16 protein-coding genes and 1 tRNA gene are annotated in these 13946 nt (G+C 65.0%); 10 read left to right on the plus strand and 7 right to left on the minus strand.

The features are described from left to right. Positions 1–27: 27 nt before the first annotated feature. From trmB to thiS, 3 genes are all read right to left on the minus strand, one after another. The gene (gene trmB / locus AC07M7_RS03345) at positions 28–762 is read right to left on the minus strand and encodes a tRNA (guanosine(46)-N7)-methyltransferase TrmB (RefSeq protein WP_046985465.1); all 735 of its coding nucleotides are present in this window, start codon (positions 760–762) and stop codon (positions 28–30) included. Further along, positions 762–1556, minus strand: a complete 795-nt coding sequence (locus AC07M7_RS03350) for a thiazole synthase (protein WP_006387459.1) — start codon at positions 1554–1556, stop codon at positions 762–764. Before AC07M7_RS03350 ends, trmB begins: the two co-directional genes overlap by 1 nt. A gap of 145 nt (positions 1557–1701) precedes the next feature. Next, on the minus strand, positions 1702–1902 hold the full coding sequence (gene thiS / locus AC07M7_RS03355) for a sulfur carrier protein ThiS (protein WP_046985464.1): 201 nt from the start codon (positions 1900–1902) through the stop codon (positions 1702–1704). A gap of 207 nt (positions 1903–2109) precedes the next feature. On the opposite strand from thiS, the gene AC07M7_RS03360 reads away from it, so the two are divergent. Together AC07M7_RS03360 and AC07M7_RS03365 are read left to right on the plus strand one after the other, a co-directional pair. Next, positions 2110–3945 carry an autotransporter domain-containing esterase gene (locus tag AC07M7_RS03360; protein WP_046985463.1) on the plus strand — a complete coding sequence of 612 codons (1836 nt, stop codon included), beginning with the start codon at positions 2110–2112 and terminating at the stop codon, positions 3943–3945. A 121-nt stretch (positions 3946–4066) separates the two neighbouring features. After that, a tRNA-Gly gene (locus tag AC07M7_RS03365) sits at positions 4067–4140 on the plus strand. Positions 4141–4277: 137 nt separating this feature from the next. On the opposite strand, the gene AC07M7_RS03370 is transcribed toward AC07M7_RS03365, so the two are convergent. Then, positions 4278–5012 (minus strand): hypothetical protein, encoded by a 735-nt coding sequence (locus AC07M7_RS03370; protein ID WP_495206725.1) that lies wholly within the window; start codon positions 5010–5012, stop codon positions 4278–4280. Positions 5013–5308: 296 nt separating this feature from the next. Here AC07M7_RS03370 and AC07M7_RS03375 point away from each other — a divergent pair, with 296 nt between their 5' ends. Continuing rightward, positions 5309–5713 carry a DUF805 domain-containing protein gene (locus AC07M7_RS03375; RefSeq protein ID WP_495206726.1) on the plus strand — a complete coding sequence of 135 codons (405 nt, stop codon included), beginning with the start codon at positions 5309–5311 and terminating at the stop codon, positions 5711–5713. A gap of 1 nt (position 5714) precedes the next feature. Here AC07M7_RS03375 and AC07M7_RS03380 read toward each other — a convergent pair whose 3' ends face one another. Then, positions 5715–6593 (minus strand): PoNe immunity protein domain-containing protein, encoded by an 879-nt coding sequence (locus AC07M7_RS03380; protein WP_495206727.1) that lies wholly within the window; start codon positions 6591–6593, stop codon positions 5715–5717. 64 nt (positions 6594–6657) lie between these two features. Between AC07M7_RS03380 and AC07M7_RS03385 the strand changes: the two genes are divergently transcribed. Continuing rightward, entirely contained in the window at positions 6658–7869 is a 1212-nt protein-coding gene (locus AC07M7_RS03385) for a hypothetical protein (protein ID WP_495206728.1), read from the plus strand. Positions 7870–7994: 125 nt separating this feature from the next. Here the strand turns inward: AC07M7_RS03385 and AC07M7_RS03390 are convergent, their stop codons facing one another. Both AC07M7_RS03390 and AC07M7_RS03395 read right to left on the minus strand, forming a co-directional pair. Next, positions 7995–8417, minus strand: coding sequence for an acyl-CoA thioesterase (locus tag AC07M7_RS03390; RefSeq protein ID WP_495206729.1), 423 nt, complete (start codon positions 8415–8417; stop codon positions 7995–7997). A 79-nt stretch (positions 8418–8496) separates the two neighbouring features. Further along, positions 8497–8862, minus strand: a complete 366-nt coding sequence (locus AC07M7_RS03395) for a hypothetical protein (RefSeq protein WP_495206730.1) — start codon at positions 8860–8862, stop codon at positions 8497–8499. A gap of 166 nt (positions 8863–9028) precedes the next feature. Between AC07M7_RS03395 and rimK the strand changes: the two genes are divergently transcribed. The 6 genes from rimK (at position 9029) to AC07M7_RS03425 (ending at position 13936) form a co-directional block, all read left to right on the plus strand. After that, a complete protein-coding gene (gene rimK, locus AC07M7_RS03400) occupies positions 9029–9907 on the plus strand; it encodes a 30S ribosomal protein S6--L-glutamate ligase (protein ID WP_012511943.1) in 879 nt (292 codons plus the stop codon). A gap of 246 nt (positions 9908–10153) precedes the next feature. After that, a complete protein-coding gene (locus AC07M7_RS03405; RefSeq protein ID WP_046985458.1) occupies positions 10154–10630 on the plus strand; it encodes a hypothetical protein in 477 nt (158 codons plus the stop codon). Positions 10631–10724: 94 nt separating this feature from the next. Then, on the plus strand, positions 10725–11195 hold the full coding sequence (locus AC07M7_RS03410) for a hypothetical protein (protein WP_495206731.1): 471 nt from the start codon (positions 10725–10727) through the stop codon (positions 11193–11195). A gap of 102 nt (positions 11196–11297) precedes the next feature. Further along, the gene (locus tag AC07M7_RS03415) at positions 11298–11759 is read left to right on the plus strand and encodes a hypothetical protein (RefSeq protein ID WP_495206732.1); all 462 of its coding nucleotides are present in this window, start codon (positions 11298–11300) and stop codon (positions 11757–11759) included. A 166-nt stretch (positions 11760–11925) separates the two neighbouring features. Further along, positions 11926–12603, plus strand: a complete 678-nt coding sequence (locus AC07M7_RS03420) for a response regulator transcription factor (protein WP_005410804.1) — start codon at positions 11926–11928, stop codon at positions 12601–12603. A 4-nt stretch (positions 12604–12607) separates the two neighbouring features. Continuing rightward, positions 12608–13936, plus strand: coding sequence for a sensor histidine kinase (locus AC07M7_RS03425; protein ID WP_478473939.1), 1329 nt, complete (start codon positions 12608–12610; stop codon positions 13934–13936). Positions 13937–13946 lie beyond the last annotated feature (10 nt).

Genomic DNA, 13946 nt, shown 5'->3' on the forward strand with positions numbered 1-13946 from the left:
GTGGGGAGCGGCGTCCTCAGGCGATCGTCAGGTGCGGTCGTACAACAGGTCCCAGACGCCATGGCCGAGCTTCTGGCCGCGGGTCTCGAAGTGGGTCTGCGGCCGCCAGTCCGGGCGCGGCACGCTGCCACGCGGACCGGCGCGGTTGACCAGGCCAGCGGTGGCGTCCAGCACGTCCCACATCTGCTCGGCGTAGTCCTCCCAGTCGGTGGCGCAGTGCAGGCGGCCGCCCGGGCGCAGCTTGCGCACGATCAGTTCGGCGAACGCCGGCTGCAGCAGGCGGCGCTTGTTGTGGCGCTTCTTGTGCCACGGATCCGGGAAGTAGATGCGCACTTCATCCAGCGCGCCATCGGCGATCTCGTTCTGCAGCACCTCCACCGCATCGTGGTGGTACAGGCGCACGTGATCGGCGTTGTCATCGGCCAGCGCGTTCAGCAGGCGGCCCACACCCGGGGCGTGCACCTCGATGCCGATGTAGTCGCGCGACGGGTCGTGCTGGGCGGCGAAGCGCATGGCCGCGCCATTGCCGAAGCCGATTTCCAGCACCTTGTGCGCGGGACGGCCGAAGGTCGCATCCAGGTCACGCGGCTGGCCGCTGTAGTCCAGGCCGAAGCGTGGCCAGCGTTCGTCGAACGCGCGCTGCTGGGCCGGAGTGAAGCGGCCCTGACGCAGCACGAAACTGCGCACTTCGCGGCGACCTTCACTGACCGTGAAGGGCTTGGGCGGGGCCTTGGAACCCGCGCTGTCGAAAGGATTGGTCATCAGCCGATCAACCCGTCAATCGGCGACGACGCACTGGCATAGCGCTTGCGCGGGATTCGCCCGGCCAGGAAGGCCTCGCGTCCGGCTTCGACCGCTTTGCGCATGGCGCTGGCCATCAGCACCGGGTGGCGTGCGCCGGCAATGGCGGTGTTCATCAGCACGCCATCGCAGCCGAGCTCCATCGCGATCGCCGCATCCGAAGCGGTGCCGACGCCGGCGTCGACGATGATCGGCACCTTGGCGTCTTCGATGATCTGCAGCAGGTTGTACTTGTTCTGGATGCCCAGGCCCGAACCGATCGGCGCGGCCAGCGGCATCACCGCAGCGCAGCCGATCTCTTCCAGGCGCTTGGCCAGGATCGGGTCGTCGGAGGTGTAGACCATCACCTCGAAACCGTCCTTGACCAGCTGCTCGGCGGCCTTGAGGGTCTGCACCACGTCCGGGTACAGCGACTTCTGGTCGCCCAGCACTTCGAGTTTGGTCAGGTTGTGGCCGTCCAGCAGCTCACGGGCCAGGCGGCAGGTGCGCACGGCATCCTCGGCGGTGTAGCAGCCGGCGGTGTTGGGCAGGATGGTGAAACGCTCCGGCGGCAGCACGTCGAGCAGGTTCGGCTCGCCCGGGTTCTGCCCGATGTTGGTGCGGCGGATGGCCACGGTGACGATCTGGGCGCCTGCAGCCTCGGTGGCCAGGCGGGTTTCTTCCAGATCCTTGAACTTGCCGGTGCCGGTCAGCAGCCGCGAGCCATAGGTCTTGCCGGCGATCACCAGCGAATCGGGGGAGACTTGAACGTTCATGGCGCGATTATCGCTTATCCGCCTGAAGATGGGGTCACGTAGAGGGCTGGGTCGGATCCCTTTGCCAGGGCAAAGGGCTCTGACCCGCTGCGAAGTGGTTCTGGGGCAGAGCCCATCGCAATTCGATGGGATCCGACCCCGGCCATCAGCCCCCGCCCAGCGCGTGCACGATCTCCACCACGTCGCCTTCGGCCAGCGCATGTTCGCCATGGCGGCTGCGGCTGACGATCTCGCCGTTGACCTCCACCGCCACCCGGCGCTGCAGCAGCTGTTCGGCCTCGAGCAGGTCGTGGAGGGTCGCCGAAGCGGGCAGGGTACGCGGTTCGCCATTGAGCTGGATGTTCATCCGCTCATTGTCGCTGATGGCACGTCAGGATCGGAATGCTTGCAACTTCCTCCGGGCGCCAACGCTGGCACAGCGCACTGTCAGGCGATCAGGCGACAATCCATGCGGCGGCGCAGCGTGAGCAAAAGGCGGCGCGGTGAAACCATTCACCGTGCGCCGGCGTACGTGCGCCGGATTCCTACCTATCTTCCCCACAGGAGTTTCTACATGCAGCTCAGCAAACACCCGATCCGCTCCCTGATGGCGGCCGCGATCGCGCTGGCCGCGCTTCCGGCCATGGCAGGCGAAAACCCGTACTCGAAGGCCGTGTTCTTCGGTGACAGCCTGACCGACGCCGGTTACTTCCGTCCGCTGCTGCCGGCGGCCACCCAGGGGGCCACCGGTCAGTTCACCACCAACCCGGGCTGGGTGTGGTCACAACAGGTGGCCAACTACTACGGCCTCAACAACGGCGCCAACGGCAATGGCCAGAACGGTGACAATTACGCCGCAGGCGGTGCCCGTGTCAGCGTGGACGTACCGAGCGCGCTGGGCGTCATCCCGTCGCTGAAGACGCAGGCTAACCGTTACCTGGCTGCGAACGGCGGCAAGGCAGATCGCAATGCCCTGTACACCGTATGGGGTGGCGCCAACGACCTGTTCGCTGCAGCTGGCGCTCCGACGCAGGCCCAGGCCATCATCGGCGCAGCCGTTACCGATCAGATTGCCCTGGTTGGCGCGCTGAAGCAGGCGGGGGCACAGTACGTGCTGGTGCCGAACCTGCCGAACGTCGGCCTGACTCCTGCATTCCGTGGCCCGAATGCGGCCACCGCCACTGCGCTGTCCGCGGGTTACAACAAGGCCCTGTATGGTGGCCTGAAGCAGGCCGGCATCGAGTTCATTCCGCTGGATACGTTCACCGTGCTGAGTGAAGTGGCTGCCAACCCGGCCATGTACGGTTTCACCAACGTCACCAGCACCGCCTGCAAGATCGATCCGAACAACTCGACGGTCAGCATCCTGACCTGCAATCCGACCAGCTATGTCAGCCCGGATGCGTACCAGACCTATCTGTTCGCCGATGGCGTGCATCCGACCGTCGCTGGCCACCAGTTGCTGGGTCAGTACGCCGTTTCGGTGCTGGAAGCACCGCGCCTGCAGCAGGTGCTGAGCCACTCGGCACAGACCATCGGCCGCTCGCGTGCCGATCAGGTCAGCAATCACCTGGGCGCCCGTCCGGCCGATGGCCTGTCGTGGTGGGGTGGCGTGCGTGGCGACCTGCAGCGCTACGACCACGCGGACCTGTATGACGGCCTCGCTCCGGCCGGCCTGTTCGGCATCGACTGGGCGCGCGACGGCGTGGTGCTCGGCGGCTTCGCCGGCTTCGGCCGCCTGAATGCCGACTTCGGCAACAGCCGTGGCGACTTCACCCAGAAGGACACCACTGCCGGCCTGTTTGCGGCATGGTACGGCGACCGCGTCTGGGTCAACGGCCAGGTCAGCTACACCTGGCTGTCGTATGACGTGAACCGCAAGGTCCAGCTGGGCCCGGCCACCCGCGAGCACGGTGGTTCGCCGGATGGCAGCAACCTGACTGCTGCACTGAACGCCGGTTATGAGTTCGGCACCGAAGGTGGCTTCCGCCATGGTCCGGTCGCTGCGGTGATCTGGCAGAAGGTCAAGATCGACGGTTACAGCGAAAGCGCCGCCGCCGGCACGCTGGCCACCGCCCTGGGCTACGACCGCCAGAACGTCGACTCCACCGTCGGCCGTATCGGCTGGCAGGCCCGCTTCGATGGCGGCACCGTCAAGCCGTACGTGCAGGTGACCTACGACCACGAGTTCGAGGACACCAAGCAGGCCAGCGCCTGGCTGCAGACGCTGCCGGAACTGGGCAGCTACCGCGTGCCGGGCCTGGACTTCGACAAGAACTACGCCACCGCCGTGCTGGGTGCGCGCATGGACCTGTTCGGCCTGCAGGGCAACGTTGGCCTGAGCACCACGGCCGCGCAGAAGCGCGCCCGTGATGCCTCGGTCTTCGCCACCGTCAGCGGCAGCTTCTGATCCAGAGCGGGGTCGGGGTCCTTTCCGCAGGGAAAGGGCTCCGACCCCGTCGCTGCATGGCAGGATGGACCGGCCACCATTGCGCAACACCGGCCGCTCCGCATAGACTTTCCACCGCAACGCGGGCGTAGCTCAATGGTAGAGCTGTAGCTTCCCAAGCTACTGACGTGGGTTCGATTCCCATCGCCCGCTCCATGTCTCCAGGGTATTCACCCCAGGCAGACGCGGCGCAATCGTTGAACCACACCCCAGTCCAGCGTGGGGCAACGGCGCCGGAACCTCATTCTTCAATGCGTCGGGCTGTGGCTCTTCCGAACCACAGCCCGAGTAGCTTATGCGCCCGCTTGCGCAGCCGCGTCCTTGGCCGCAGCAGTCACAGAGCTCCCGAAACCGGTATAGGTCGATCCGTTGCAGTGCAGGTATGCGCGGAAGACGACGCCATTCAACTGGGCGTTGTCAAAATAGCAGTGCGTACCGGTTTTGGAAGATTTCTTCACAAGCCGCATTGCCATTGCGTTTGAATCGTCGACGCTGGAGCCAAGGCCGGCAACGCTCCAGGACTGGCCCGGGCGGTTGCAGGTGTAGGGATACTTATAGCCATGCGCCGAACCATTGTAGTAGTCGACATTGCACCAGGCCTGCGTCGCCGCCAGGTTGATGGCCAGCTCAAGTACGTTCTGTCCCGCAGTGGTGGTCGTCATGCCATAGGCGGAAAGCGGCGTGGAACTGCACTGCGCCTTGATACCGACACCCGGTGCCCGGAGGCTGACATAGGGGTCGCGCGCGAAGACACTGCAGACGGGACCTTCCTCGGCGACGGCAAGGAGGCCATTGGTGTTGGCCGTCGCAGCATCGATATTGCTGCCAACGCCAGCGACCGTTCCATTCTTGCCGCAGCGCCGGATCACCACCCCTCCGCCGTTCGGCAGCATGTCCATGCCGGGGTCGCAGATGCCAGGCCCGATCGAAGCCCCCGCGGCTCTGGTGTAGTCACCTTCCGCGTTTGCGGCCATCGGGGCCTGGGTGGAAAGCAGTGCCAGCATCAGCGGAAAAGAAATCGCAGCCATTCAAAACCTCGAATCCATGAGTGAGTCGTGACGTTAGCAGAGGCGCCATTCTGGAAAACTGGAATTCGACCAATCCGCCACTGCTGCAAGCCAGTGATCCGATTCAGAATGCCCACGCCTATGGAAATGTGCGGTAGTTCGCGCTGCGTCTCCGGCTGCGCGGCTGCCGCGGCGGCCTCCTGCAACCTCCGCTGTCTGCCGGGTCCGCCGGGCCGCAGGGTTCAGTTGGTGCTGGGCTTGGGGATGCTAAAAGATCGTTAACCCTTGCCTCCCATCGTCCGCTGCCCGGAGCGCGAATGATTCCCGCACTTTTGCCCCTCAGGCGTTGCTTTGATTTTTCAGGGCGATCCAACCGGAAAGAGTTCTGGTCGTACTCCCTGTCTGTTGCCCTTGTGATGGCAGTGGGCTACACCTTGATGGACGGCGGATACTGGCTGACGGGCACCGTGCTGCTCGATTGGGAGGCCTTCGAGCCGTTCCGGACGCTGGGGAGTGTCATGACGGTCTGCGCGGTCATCGTCCTCCTTCCGCCGATGCTGGCCCTGGCCGTTCGACGACTGCATGACATCGACGAGTCTGGCTGGTACGTGGTGATCGCCTTCATCCCGTTGGGTGTGTTCGTCCTCTTTCCTGTCATACTCCTGCCGGGCAACGAGGAAGAGAATCGATTCGGCGGTGTTTCCGGCCTGCCGGGTGCCTGACTCAACGCCGGGCGAAGTCCACCAGGTCGGAAGGGTAGTGGGGGCAGGTGCGCAGCGTGGCGTCGTCACCGCCATACAGCACCACCAGCGCAGCCACTTCAAATGCCCAGTAGCCCCACGCGTTCGGCCCGATCAGGCGCCGGGTCCGCTTCTGAGCCTTTGGCGGCAGCAGGAAGAAGTCGCGGTACTGCACCTGCAGGTAGCCGGCCAGCAGTGAAGGGTCGAACGCTTCACCGTCGCGCAGCGGTGCGAACAGCTCGGCGAACGGTCGCGGATGAAAGACCTCATCACTGGCTTCCACCAGGCCCAGCGCGGGCGCGCTGAGGTAGTCCAGCACGCGGTCGGTGTCGAAACAGAGCACCTTCTCCACCAACGCCGGAAGGCGTTCCTGCGCATCCAGCAGCACGCCCAGTGACAACAATTGCAGTGCGAATTCGTAGTGCTGCGTTGTGCGTGGCTGCAACGAGGCGGTCAGCATGATGTCGTGGCCTTGCTGTTGCAGGCTGTCCCTGGCAACGGCCAGCAAACGCGCATGCTCGAGCCACAGATCTGCTACGTCGGCATGCATCTGCTGCAATGCCGTGGGGGCGAAACCGCGGTCGATGCCTTTCAGCAGCAGGTTGCTGCCGGTCTGGGCGGCTGCTTCCCAGCCGTAGGCATGCTCCAGCGCCGCATGCCCCTGCAGCGGATCCTGTGCCGGTTCACCGCCATTGCGCGCATGACGTGCAAGCAGGGCCATGCCCGCGTTCCAGTCCGCCTGCCAATCCGGCAGACGTAACGTGCGGCGCGGTAGGCCCGGCGCCTTCGCCAGGGTTCGCCATCGCGGCAGCACGTCCTGCAGAAGATTCTGGCCCGTCATGGTGGTCATCGATTCCATCATCAACGAAAGTCTAGCGGCAATGCTGGTTCGAACCCCATTGCCTGGCAGTGCATTGAAGGTTTGAATGGTGCGCAGTCACAGCCACCACACCCGCATGATTGTTGATCGCATCACCCTCCGCCGATATACCCAATGGCTGCCGTTCCTGGCTTGGGTCGCCATCTGCGTGGCCTGGTGGTCGCCCTTGGGCGTGGTCGTTGGCCTGGCCGCATGCCTTGCCCTGGGCGGCGTGCTGCAGCGCTTCGATCTGGTTGGCGATGCCGTAGGCGGCGCACAGCTGCGCTCGCGGGCGACGCTGCCCTTTGCCACTCGGCCGCCCACGCACGATGTGCTGCTGGACTGGGGCGAGCTGGGTATGGGCGGACCTGCCTACAGCACCCAGGTGCTGCGCGATGGCGCCATCGTTGAAGGCGTATCGACCAACGGCAGTCGCGATGCCAGCAGTGAGTGGCAGGCGCTGGCAGGAAGCGCGCTGCGCGTGGCCAGTGGCTACAGCGATCGCAGCGAAGCGGTGATCGTCTACGACGAAGCGGACAAGAGGGTGATGCACCTGCTGGCGATTGTTCCCAGCCTGTTCTGGCAGGAGCTGCACGAGCGCCGGCAGCTTGGCGGGGATGCCGAAGCCGCGATGTGGTTGCGGGATATTCCCAGTCGATCGACCACGCTGCGCCCCTGCCGGGGTTTATGGCTGGAACAGGAGCATCCGGCGCTGTCCGCCGGGTTGCCGCAGGTGTTGCGGCATGTCCTGCCTGATGCCCGGGTGCTGCAGGCCATCCCGCTGCTTCCCGACGACCTGCGCCTGACTGCGCATCCGACCTTGTTCGCGCGCATCTGCCCGTACGCGCTCTGTCTTGATGGCGAGCCCAGTGACCGTCACGCCTGCGATCTGGAGACGGTCATTGCCAGCCCGTCCGGTCGATGCGTGGTGGTGGCGGGAAGCGTGCTTGATGGGGATCTGCGTCCCATCGAGGGCGTATGGCTCGTCCACTGGCAGGGGCGTTGGCAGGCCATTGGCCGCCGTGCGATGGGCGGCAGCGGCAAGACCCGGAGTGGGGCCTGGATCGATGTGATCGCGGTCGGCGATGACGGAACGCTTTGCTGCGAAGCCTATGAGGAACACTGGACGTTCGAGGCGATCACACGCATCCCCACGCCACATACGGCATTGGCGCTGCCTGTGGAATGGCGGGAAACCGCATTGGCCGTGCGTGTCCGCGATGGGGGCTTCTCGCTGCGCTTGCCCCGCGCGGATCAGCGGCCCTCGGTCACAGGTTAGACTGCGTCGAATCAAACAAGGAGGTTCCGGCATGCGTCGTCGATGCAGGCCGGGAAAGCGCTGGAAAAGATGAAGAAATGGGCTGCGGGCAGTACCGGGTGCGTATGACCGGACTTCCGTATGGCTCATGCGCCTGCCGCCTGCACCTGTTGCGCATACTCCTCGGTAAACAGCCCTGACAACGCCCGGCGCTGCTCTGCATCGATGGCGCGCGAGGCGTTGGTTGTGTAGTCGAAATGCACCATCACGCAGCGCCCGCTGGCCACCAGGGCCTCGAACTGGAACGCCTGCTGCACGATCGACAGCGAGGAGCGGCCGATGTTTTCGATACGGGTCTGGATGCGCACTTCGTGTCCCGGCTGTATCTGCTGCAGGAAGTCGATCTCGTAGCGGCGCAGGATCAGCGTCAGGTCGCGCATGCTGGCCTCGCGGCTGAAATGGCGGAAGATCTCCTGGCGACCTTCCTCGAACCAGACGGGCAGGGCGGTGTTGGTGACGTGGCCGAGTACATCCACTTCGGAGAAACGCGGAAGGATCGTCAACGGCATGAGGTCTCCGGGGTGTAGTGGGTGGAGTCTCCGGCGACGGTGCAGCCATCGCCGGAGACAGTGAGGCGGCTACGGGCCGTCAGTCTGAGTAGAAGCCGTTGCCGAGGGGGCCGGGCAGGCCGGGTTCCGGCCACGGCATCAGTGACGTGCAGGCGTCGTACAGCGTGCAGAAGTCCTGCCGCAGTTGCGCAGGCACCCAGCTGCCATAGGAAACGTCGGTCGAGTCGCCCTGGCAGGCGTAGGAAACATCGATCCAGCGGGTATTGGCGTGTGAGGCAACGCCCTGGTGCTGGGTCTTGCCCGTGCAGTAGCGCAGGCCCTGGCCGATCAGGGTGTTGTTGGCATCGAAGTAGAGCCGGGAGACTGCATGGGTCGGCGCAGCCTGTACGTCTGCGGTGCCTCCCACCAGGCCAAACAGCAACAACAGCGGAATTCCCATTCGCATCTGTGGTTCTCCTTGGTTTGTGCAAGCCGGCCGTGTCCTGTCCATTGGCCGGCAGGGGCATCTTCGCACAGCACTGCCAGGCGAGCAGATGTCGCCGTTCGCAGAGCATCATCCACCCGCCACACGCCCGCGCTATGCTGCGCGCCTGCCGTCCGATCCCGCCGCGATGAAGCTCGCCATCCTGTCCCGCAACAGCACCCTGTACTCCACCCGCCGGCTGGTCGAAGCGGCGCGCGCGCGCGGCCATACCGTACGCATCCTCGATCCGCTGCGCTGCTACATGCGCATCGCTGCCGATGGCTTTTCGATGCACTACAAGGGCCGGCCGATGACCGGTGTGGACATGGTCATTCCGCGCATCGGCGCCTCGATCACCCGCTATGGCACCGCCGTGCTGCGCCAGTTCGAGCTGATGGGCGCACGCACCCCCAATCCGTCCGATGCGATCCTGCGTTCGCGCGACAAGCTGCGCGCGCACCAGTTGCTGGCGGCCAAGGGCATCGACATGCCGGTCACCGTGTTCGGCGACAACCCCGATGACACCGTCGACCTGCTATCCATGCTCGGCCCGCCGCCGCACGTGGTGAAGCTCAACGAGGGCACCCAGGGGCGGGGCGTGATCCTTACCGAGAAGGCCAGCGCTTCGCGCGGCATCGTCGAGGCCCTGCGTGGTCTGTACGCCAACTTCCTGATGCAGGAGTTCATTGGCGAGGCCAAGGGCGCCGACCTGCGCTGCTTCGTGGTGGGTGACCAGGTGGTGGCGTCCATGCAGCGGCAGGCGCCGGAAGGTGATTTCCGCTCCAACCTGCATGCCGGGGGGACCGCGGTAGCGGCCAAGGCCAGCCGCGCCGAGCAACAGGTGGCAGTACGTTCGGCCAAGGCACTGGGACTCTCCGTGTGCGGGGTGGACCTGATCCGCTCCGCGCGCGGGCCACTGGTGCTGGAAATCAATTCCACGCCTGGGCTGGAAGGGATCGAAGCCGCCTGCGGAGTGGATGTCGCCACGCGTATCATCGAGCACGTCGAGAAGCTTAGAAAACCCTGATATTTCAAGTAATTATGATTCTCATGGGCAAATGATGCCGGCTTTAACGAGCCTTTAATCGGTGCCGGCGTAGGCTTCAGCGAACCGCAGCTCTGCCTCTCAGCAGGATCGGTATCGGGATACAACTTCAGACCCAGGCGGGGGCACCGCCTGGGTCTTTTTTATGCCTGCCGAAGGCCCCTTGTGGAGGCCGCGTGACGGCCGTAGAGTGACGCGCATCGTTCCTGGATGGATCGGAGGCTGGCGATGTACCGCATCACGATGATCGCGTTGTTGCTGGGGCTGTCCGGCGCGGCTGCCGCCAAGCCGGAAAAGACCGCCCTACAGATGGACCGGCAGGCGCCGGTGGCCGGACAGATCCGCCAGGTGGAGGCAGCCTTGGCCACTCCTGAATACGCCGAGTTGTCCAACGAGGACCGCAGCCGCGTGCAGCAGTCACTGGAGCGGATCCGCTCGCGGATGGGCGAACGCCAGACCGTGCAGGAGCTGCCACCGCAGGAGCAGGCCGACGTGTTCAACGAGCAGGAGCGGATCAACACCCTGCTGACCCGTGGCCATGACGACAGCCGCCAGATCTGTACCTACCAGCGCACCACCGGCAGCAACATGCCCAAGGGGCGCTGCCTGACCGTGGCCGAGCGGCGCCGTATCGAGGAGAAGGGCAAGGCCCTGATCAACGACCAGCGCAGCTACAGCAACCTCGTTCCGCCTTCCGGGCGCTGATCCCCGTGTCCCACACCTGCCTTGCGCTGCGCATGGCCACATCGACAGATTCCCGTTTCTAGCCGTTCAATCATGGACGAACATGGAGGTAGTGATGCAACGCATGACCCCGATTGCCCTGATGGTGTGCCTGGGCCTGGCCGCAACGGCGCAGGCGAAGTCAGAAAAGAGTGAAGTGAAGTTCGACGCCAAGGCACCGGTGGCCGAGCAGATCCAGGCAGTCGAGAAGGCGATCAATTCAGAGAACTACAGCGAGATCGGCCTGGAGGACAAGAGCCGGGTGCAGCAGGCGCTGGGTCGGATCAAACTGACGGTGGGTGACCACCAGCACGTGGAGCAGCTCAGCCCCCACGACCAGACCCAGGTCTTCAACGACCAGGAAGTGATCAACACGATCATGACCCGCGCCCACGCCGACAGCCGCATGGTCTGCCGTCGCGAGCGCAGCACCGGCAGCAACATGCCGCAGAGTGTCTGCCTGACCGTGGCGCAACGCCGCAGGGCGCAGGAAGAAAGCCGCAAGACGCTCAACGACACCCAGCGCTTCAACAACTACAAGCCCTGATCGCAAGGCATCGCCAACGGTCACCCTGCCGAGCGTCCCTTGTGGGCGCATCGGCGGAGTCGTAAAGTTGGTCCCCATTCATGGAAGAACCTGGAGTGCGTTATGTACCGCAAGACCACGCTGGCCCTGATGCTGTCGCTGGGCCTGGTTGCCACTGTGCACGCCAAGGCCGAGAAGCAAGGCGTTCGGATGGACGGCGGCGCACCGGTGGCCGAGCAGATCCGCCGCGTTGAAGCGGCCATCGGCAGCGAGGACTACAGCGAGATCGGGCTGGAGGACAAGAGCCGGGTGCAGCAGGCACTGAACCGCATCAAGATCAAGATGAATGGCCGCGAGAAGGTTGATGAGCTTGCGCCGCAGGAGCGTAACGACGTCTTCAACGAGCAGGAGATCGTCAACACGATCATGACCCGTGCCCATGCCGACAGCCGCATGATCTGCCGCCGCGAGCGCCTGACCGGCAGCAGCATGCCGCAGAGCGTCTGCCTGACCGTGGCCCAGCGCCGCAAGGCCCAGGAAGAAAGCCGCCGCGCGATGACCGACCAGCAGCGGATGAGCCGCTGACCGACGGCCCCGGCCCAGGCCATTCGCGCCGGTCGCGGCGCCGGTACGAAATGTTAAGAATGGAACCTGTATCGTTCAGCAGGTAGACGTCGCGTCCACTCAGGCAGGTCCATCCTGCAGGGGTGGGCCTGGCCCCCCGACGACCCTTCAAGAACCAGAGGTTCCAGTGCGCATTCTCGTAATCGAAGACAACAGCGACATCGCCGCCAACCTGGGCGACTACCTTGAGGATCGTGGCCACACCGTGGACTTCGCGGCCGATGGTGTCACTGGCCTGCACCTGGCCGTCGTGCACGAGTTCGACGCGATCGTGCTGGACCTCAACCTGCCTGGCATGGACGGCATCGAAGTGTGCCGCAAGCTGCGCAATGAAGCGCGCAAGCAGACGCCGGTACTGATGCTGACTGCCCGGGATTCGCTGGACAACAAGCTGGCGGGTTTCGATTCCGGTGCCGATGACTACCTGATCAAGCCGTTCGCGCTGCAGGAAGTGGAAGTGCGCCTGAATGCCCTGTCGCGCCGCGGCAAGGGCGTGCAGACCCGCGTGCTGGAAACCGGCGACCTGGAATACAACCTGGATACGCTGGAAGTCCGCCGCCAGGGCAAGCTGCTGCAGCTCAACCCGACCGCGCTGAAGATCCTGCAGGCGCTGATGGAAGCGGCCCCGGCCGTGGTGACCCGCCAGGAGTTGGAAACCCGCGTGTGGGGCGAGGAGCTGCCCGATTCGGATTCGCTGCGGGTGCATATCCATGGCCTGCGTGCGGTGGTCGACAAGCCGTTTGAAGTGCCGCTGATCCAGACCCGCCATGGCATCGGATACCGCATCGCCACCCCGGAAGCCTGATTCCGTGGCAGCCAAGGGGGAGCGCCGACGCACGCCGTATCGGCGACGCCTGCGCAGCCGCATCATCGTGTCGTTCGTGTTGTTGGGCTTCTGCCTGACAACACTGTTCGCGTTCGCCACCAACTGGGCCCGCATGCGCGTGGAAAACCAGCTGGTGGAGGACGTGATCAACCACAACATCGAAGAGTACGCCCGCCGCTTCTATGAGCACCCAGGGCGCAATCCGGCCGTGCCTGTGCAGCAGATCCGTGCATACGCCTACTCGGCCGACAAGTTCGACAAGGCGCGTGAATCCTGGCCGCAATGGGCCGATCTGCAGAACGGCAACTACAACCTGAGCGGCACCGACGAGCAAGGACAGCCCTACGCTTACAAGCTCGCCGTACGCAAAGCGAATGACGCCTGGTTCTTCCTCGCCTACGACATGACCGACAGCGTGCGTGGCGGCAAGCAGCTCAACCGCGCGCTGGTGCTGTCGGTGCTGGTGTTCAGCGTGCTGTCGCTGGTGCTGGGCTGGTGGTCGGCATCGAAGGTGATGAAGCCGGTGTCGGACCTGGCCGCGCGGCTGCGTGCCTATCGCGGCGGCACCAGTGATCCCGAACCCTTGGCGCCACGCTTCCCCGACGACGAAGTGGGGCAGCTGGCCCAGGCGCTGGACGACTATTCCTCGCGGCTGACCGAAGTGGTGCAGCGCGACCGCGAGTTCAATGCAGACGTCAGCCATGAGCTGCGCACGCCGCTGGCGGTGATCCGAGGCGCCACCGAACTGCTGCTGACCCGGCCCGGCCTGGACGAGAAGGTGCTGCAGCGCCTGCAGCGCATCCAGCGCGCCGAACAGCAGTGCAGTGACCTGATCGGCGCGCTGCTGCTGCTGTCGCGCAACGAGCGCGGGCAGGGCACCAGCAACGTCGCCCGCGTGGCCGAGCAGCTGCTCGATGCACATCGCGCACAGCTGGGCGGCAAGCCGCTGGAGCTGCTGCTGGAAGGGGAGCGCAACCTGGTGATCGATGCGCCCGAAGCGGCCCTGTCGGTGGCGCTGGGCAACCTGATCGGCAATGCGGTGAAGTACTCGCAGGACGGCGAGGTACGCGTGTTCGTCGGTACCAACTCGGTGTCGGTGACCGACAGTGGCCCGGGCCTGAGCGAAGAAGATGCCGCCAAGCTGTTCCAGCGTGGCTACCGCGGCACCCATGCCGGCCATTCGCAGGGCGGTGGTATCGGCCTGTCGATCGTCAGCCGCCTGTGCGATCTGTACGGCTGGCAGGTGAGCGTGCGCCCCGGCGGCGAACGCGGCGTGATCGCCACCCTGACGTTCTCGCCGAAGCCACTGTAAACGGTAGATG

The sequence above is a fragment of the Stenotrophomonas sp. GW821-FHT09E08 genome, from assembly GCF_059416125.1.

Excerpts from the sequence above, each read along its gene's own strand:
- AC07M7_RS03395 (WP_495206730.1), bottom strand. The coding sequence starts at position 8,862 with ATGCGAATGGGAATTCCGCTGTTGTTGCTGTTTGGCCTGGTGGGAGGC.
- AC07M7_RS03375 (WP_495206726.1), top strand. The coding sequence starts at position 5,309 with ATGATTCCCGCACTTTTGCCCCTCAGGCGTTGCTTTGATTTTTCAGGG.
- AC07M7_RS03385 (WP_495206728.1), top strand. The coding sequence starts at position 6,658 with ATGGTGCGCAGTCACAGCCACCACACCCGCATGATTGTTGATCGCATC.
- AC07M7_RS03410 (WP_495206731.1), top strand. The coding sequence starts at position 10,725 with ATGCAACGCATGACCCCGATTGCCCTGATGGTGTGCCTGGGCCTGGCC.
- AC07M7_RS03405 (WP_046985458.1), top strand. The coding sequence starts at position 10,154 with ATGTACCGCATCACGATGATCGCGTTGTTGCTGGGGCTGTCCGGCGCG.
- AC07M7_RS03390 (WP_495206729.1), bottom strand. The coding sequence starts at position 8,417 with ATGCCGTTGACGATCCTTCCGCGTTTCTCCGAAGTGGATGTACTCGGC.
- AC07M7_RS03415 (WP_495206732.1), top strand. The coding sequence starts at position 11,298 with ATGTACCGCAAGACCACGCTGGCCCTGATGCTGTCGCTGGGCCTGGTT.
- AC07M7_RS03380 (WP_495206727.1), bottom strand. The coding sequence starts at position 6,593 with ATGATGGAATCGATGACCACCATGACGGGCCAGAATCTTCTGCAGGAC.
- AC07M7_RS03370 (WP_495206725.1), bottom strand. The coding sequence starts at position 5,012 with ATGGCTGCGATTTCTTTTCCGCTGATGCTGGCACTGCTTTCCACCCAG.
- AC07M7_RS03350 (WP_006387459.1), bottom strand. The coding sequence starts at position 1,556 with ATGAACGTTCAAGTCTCCCCCGATTCGCTGGTGATCGCCGGCAAGACC.
- rimK (WP_012511943.1), top strand. The coding sequence starts at position 9,029 with ATGAAGCTCGCCATCCTGTCCCGCAACAGCACCCTGTACTCCACCCGC.
- AC07M7_RS03360 (WP_046985463.1), top strand. The coding sequence starts at position 2,110 with ATGCAGCTCAGCAAACACCCGATCCGCTCCCTGATGGCGGCCGCGATC.
- trmB (WP_046985465.1), bottom strand. The coding sequence starts at position 762 with ATGACCAATCCTTTCGACAGCGCGGGTTCCAAGGCCCCGCCCAAGCCC.
- thiS (WP_046985464.1), bottom strand. The coding sequence starts at position 1,902 with ATGAACATCCAGCTCAATGGCGAACCGCGTACCCTGCCCGCTTCGGCG.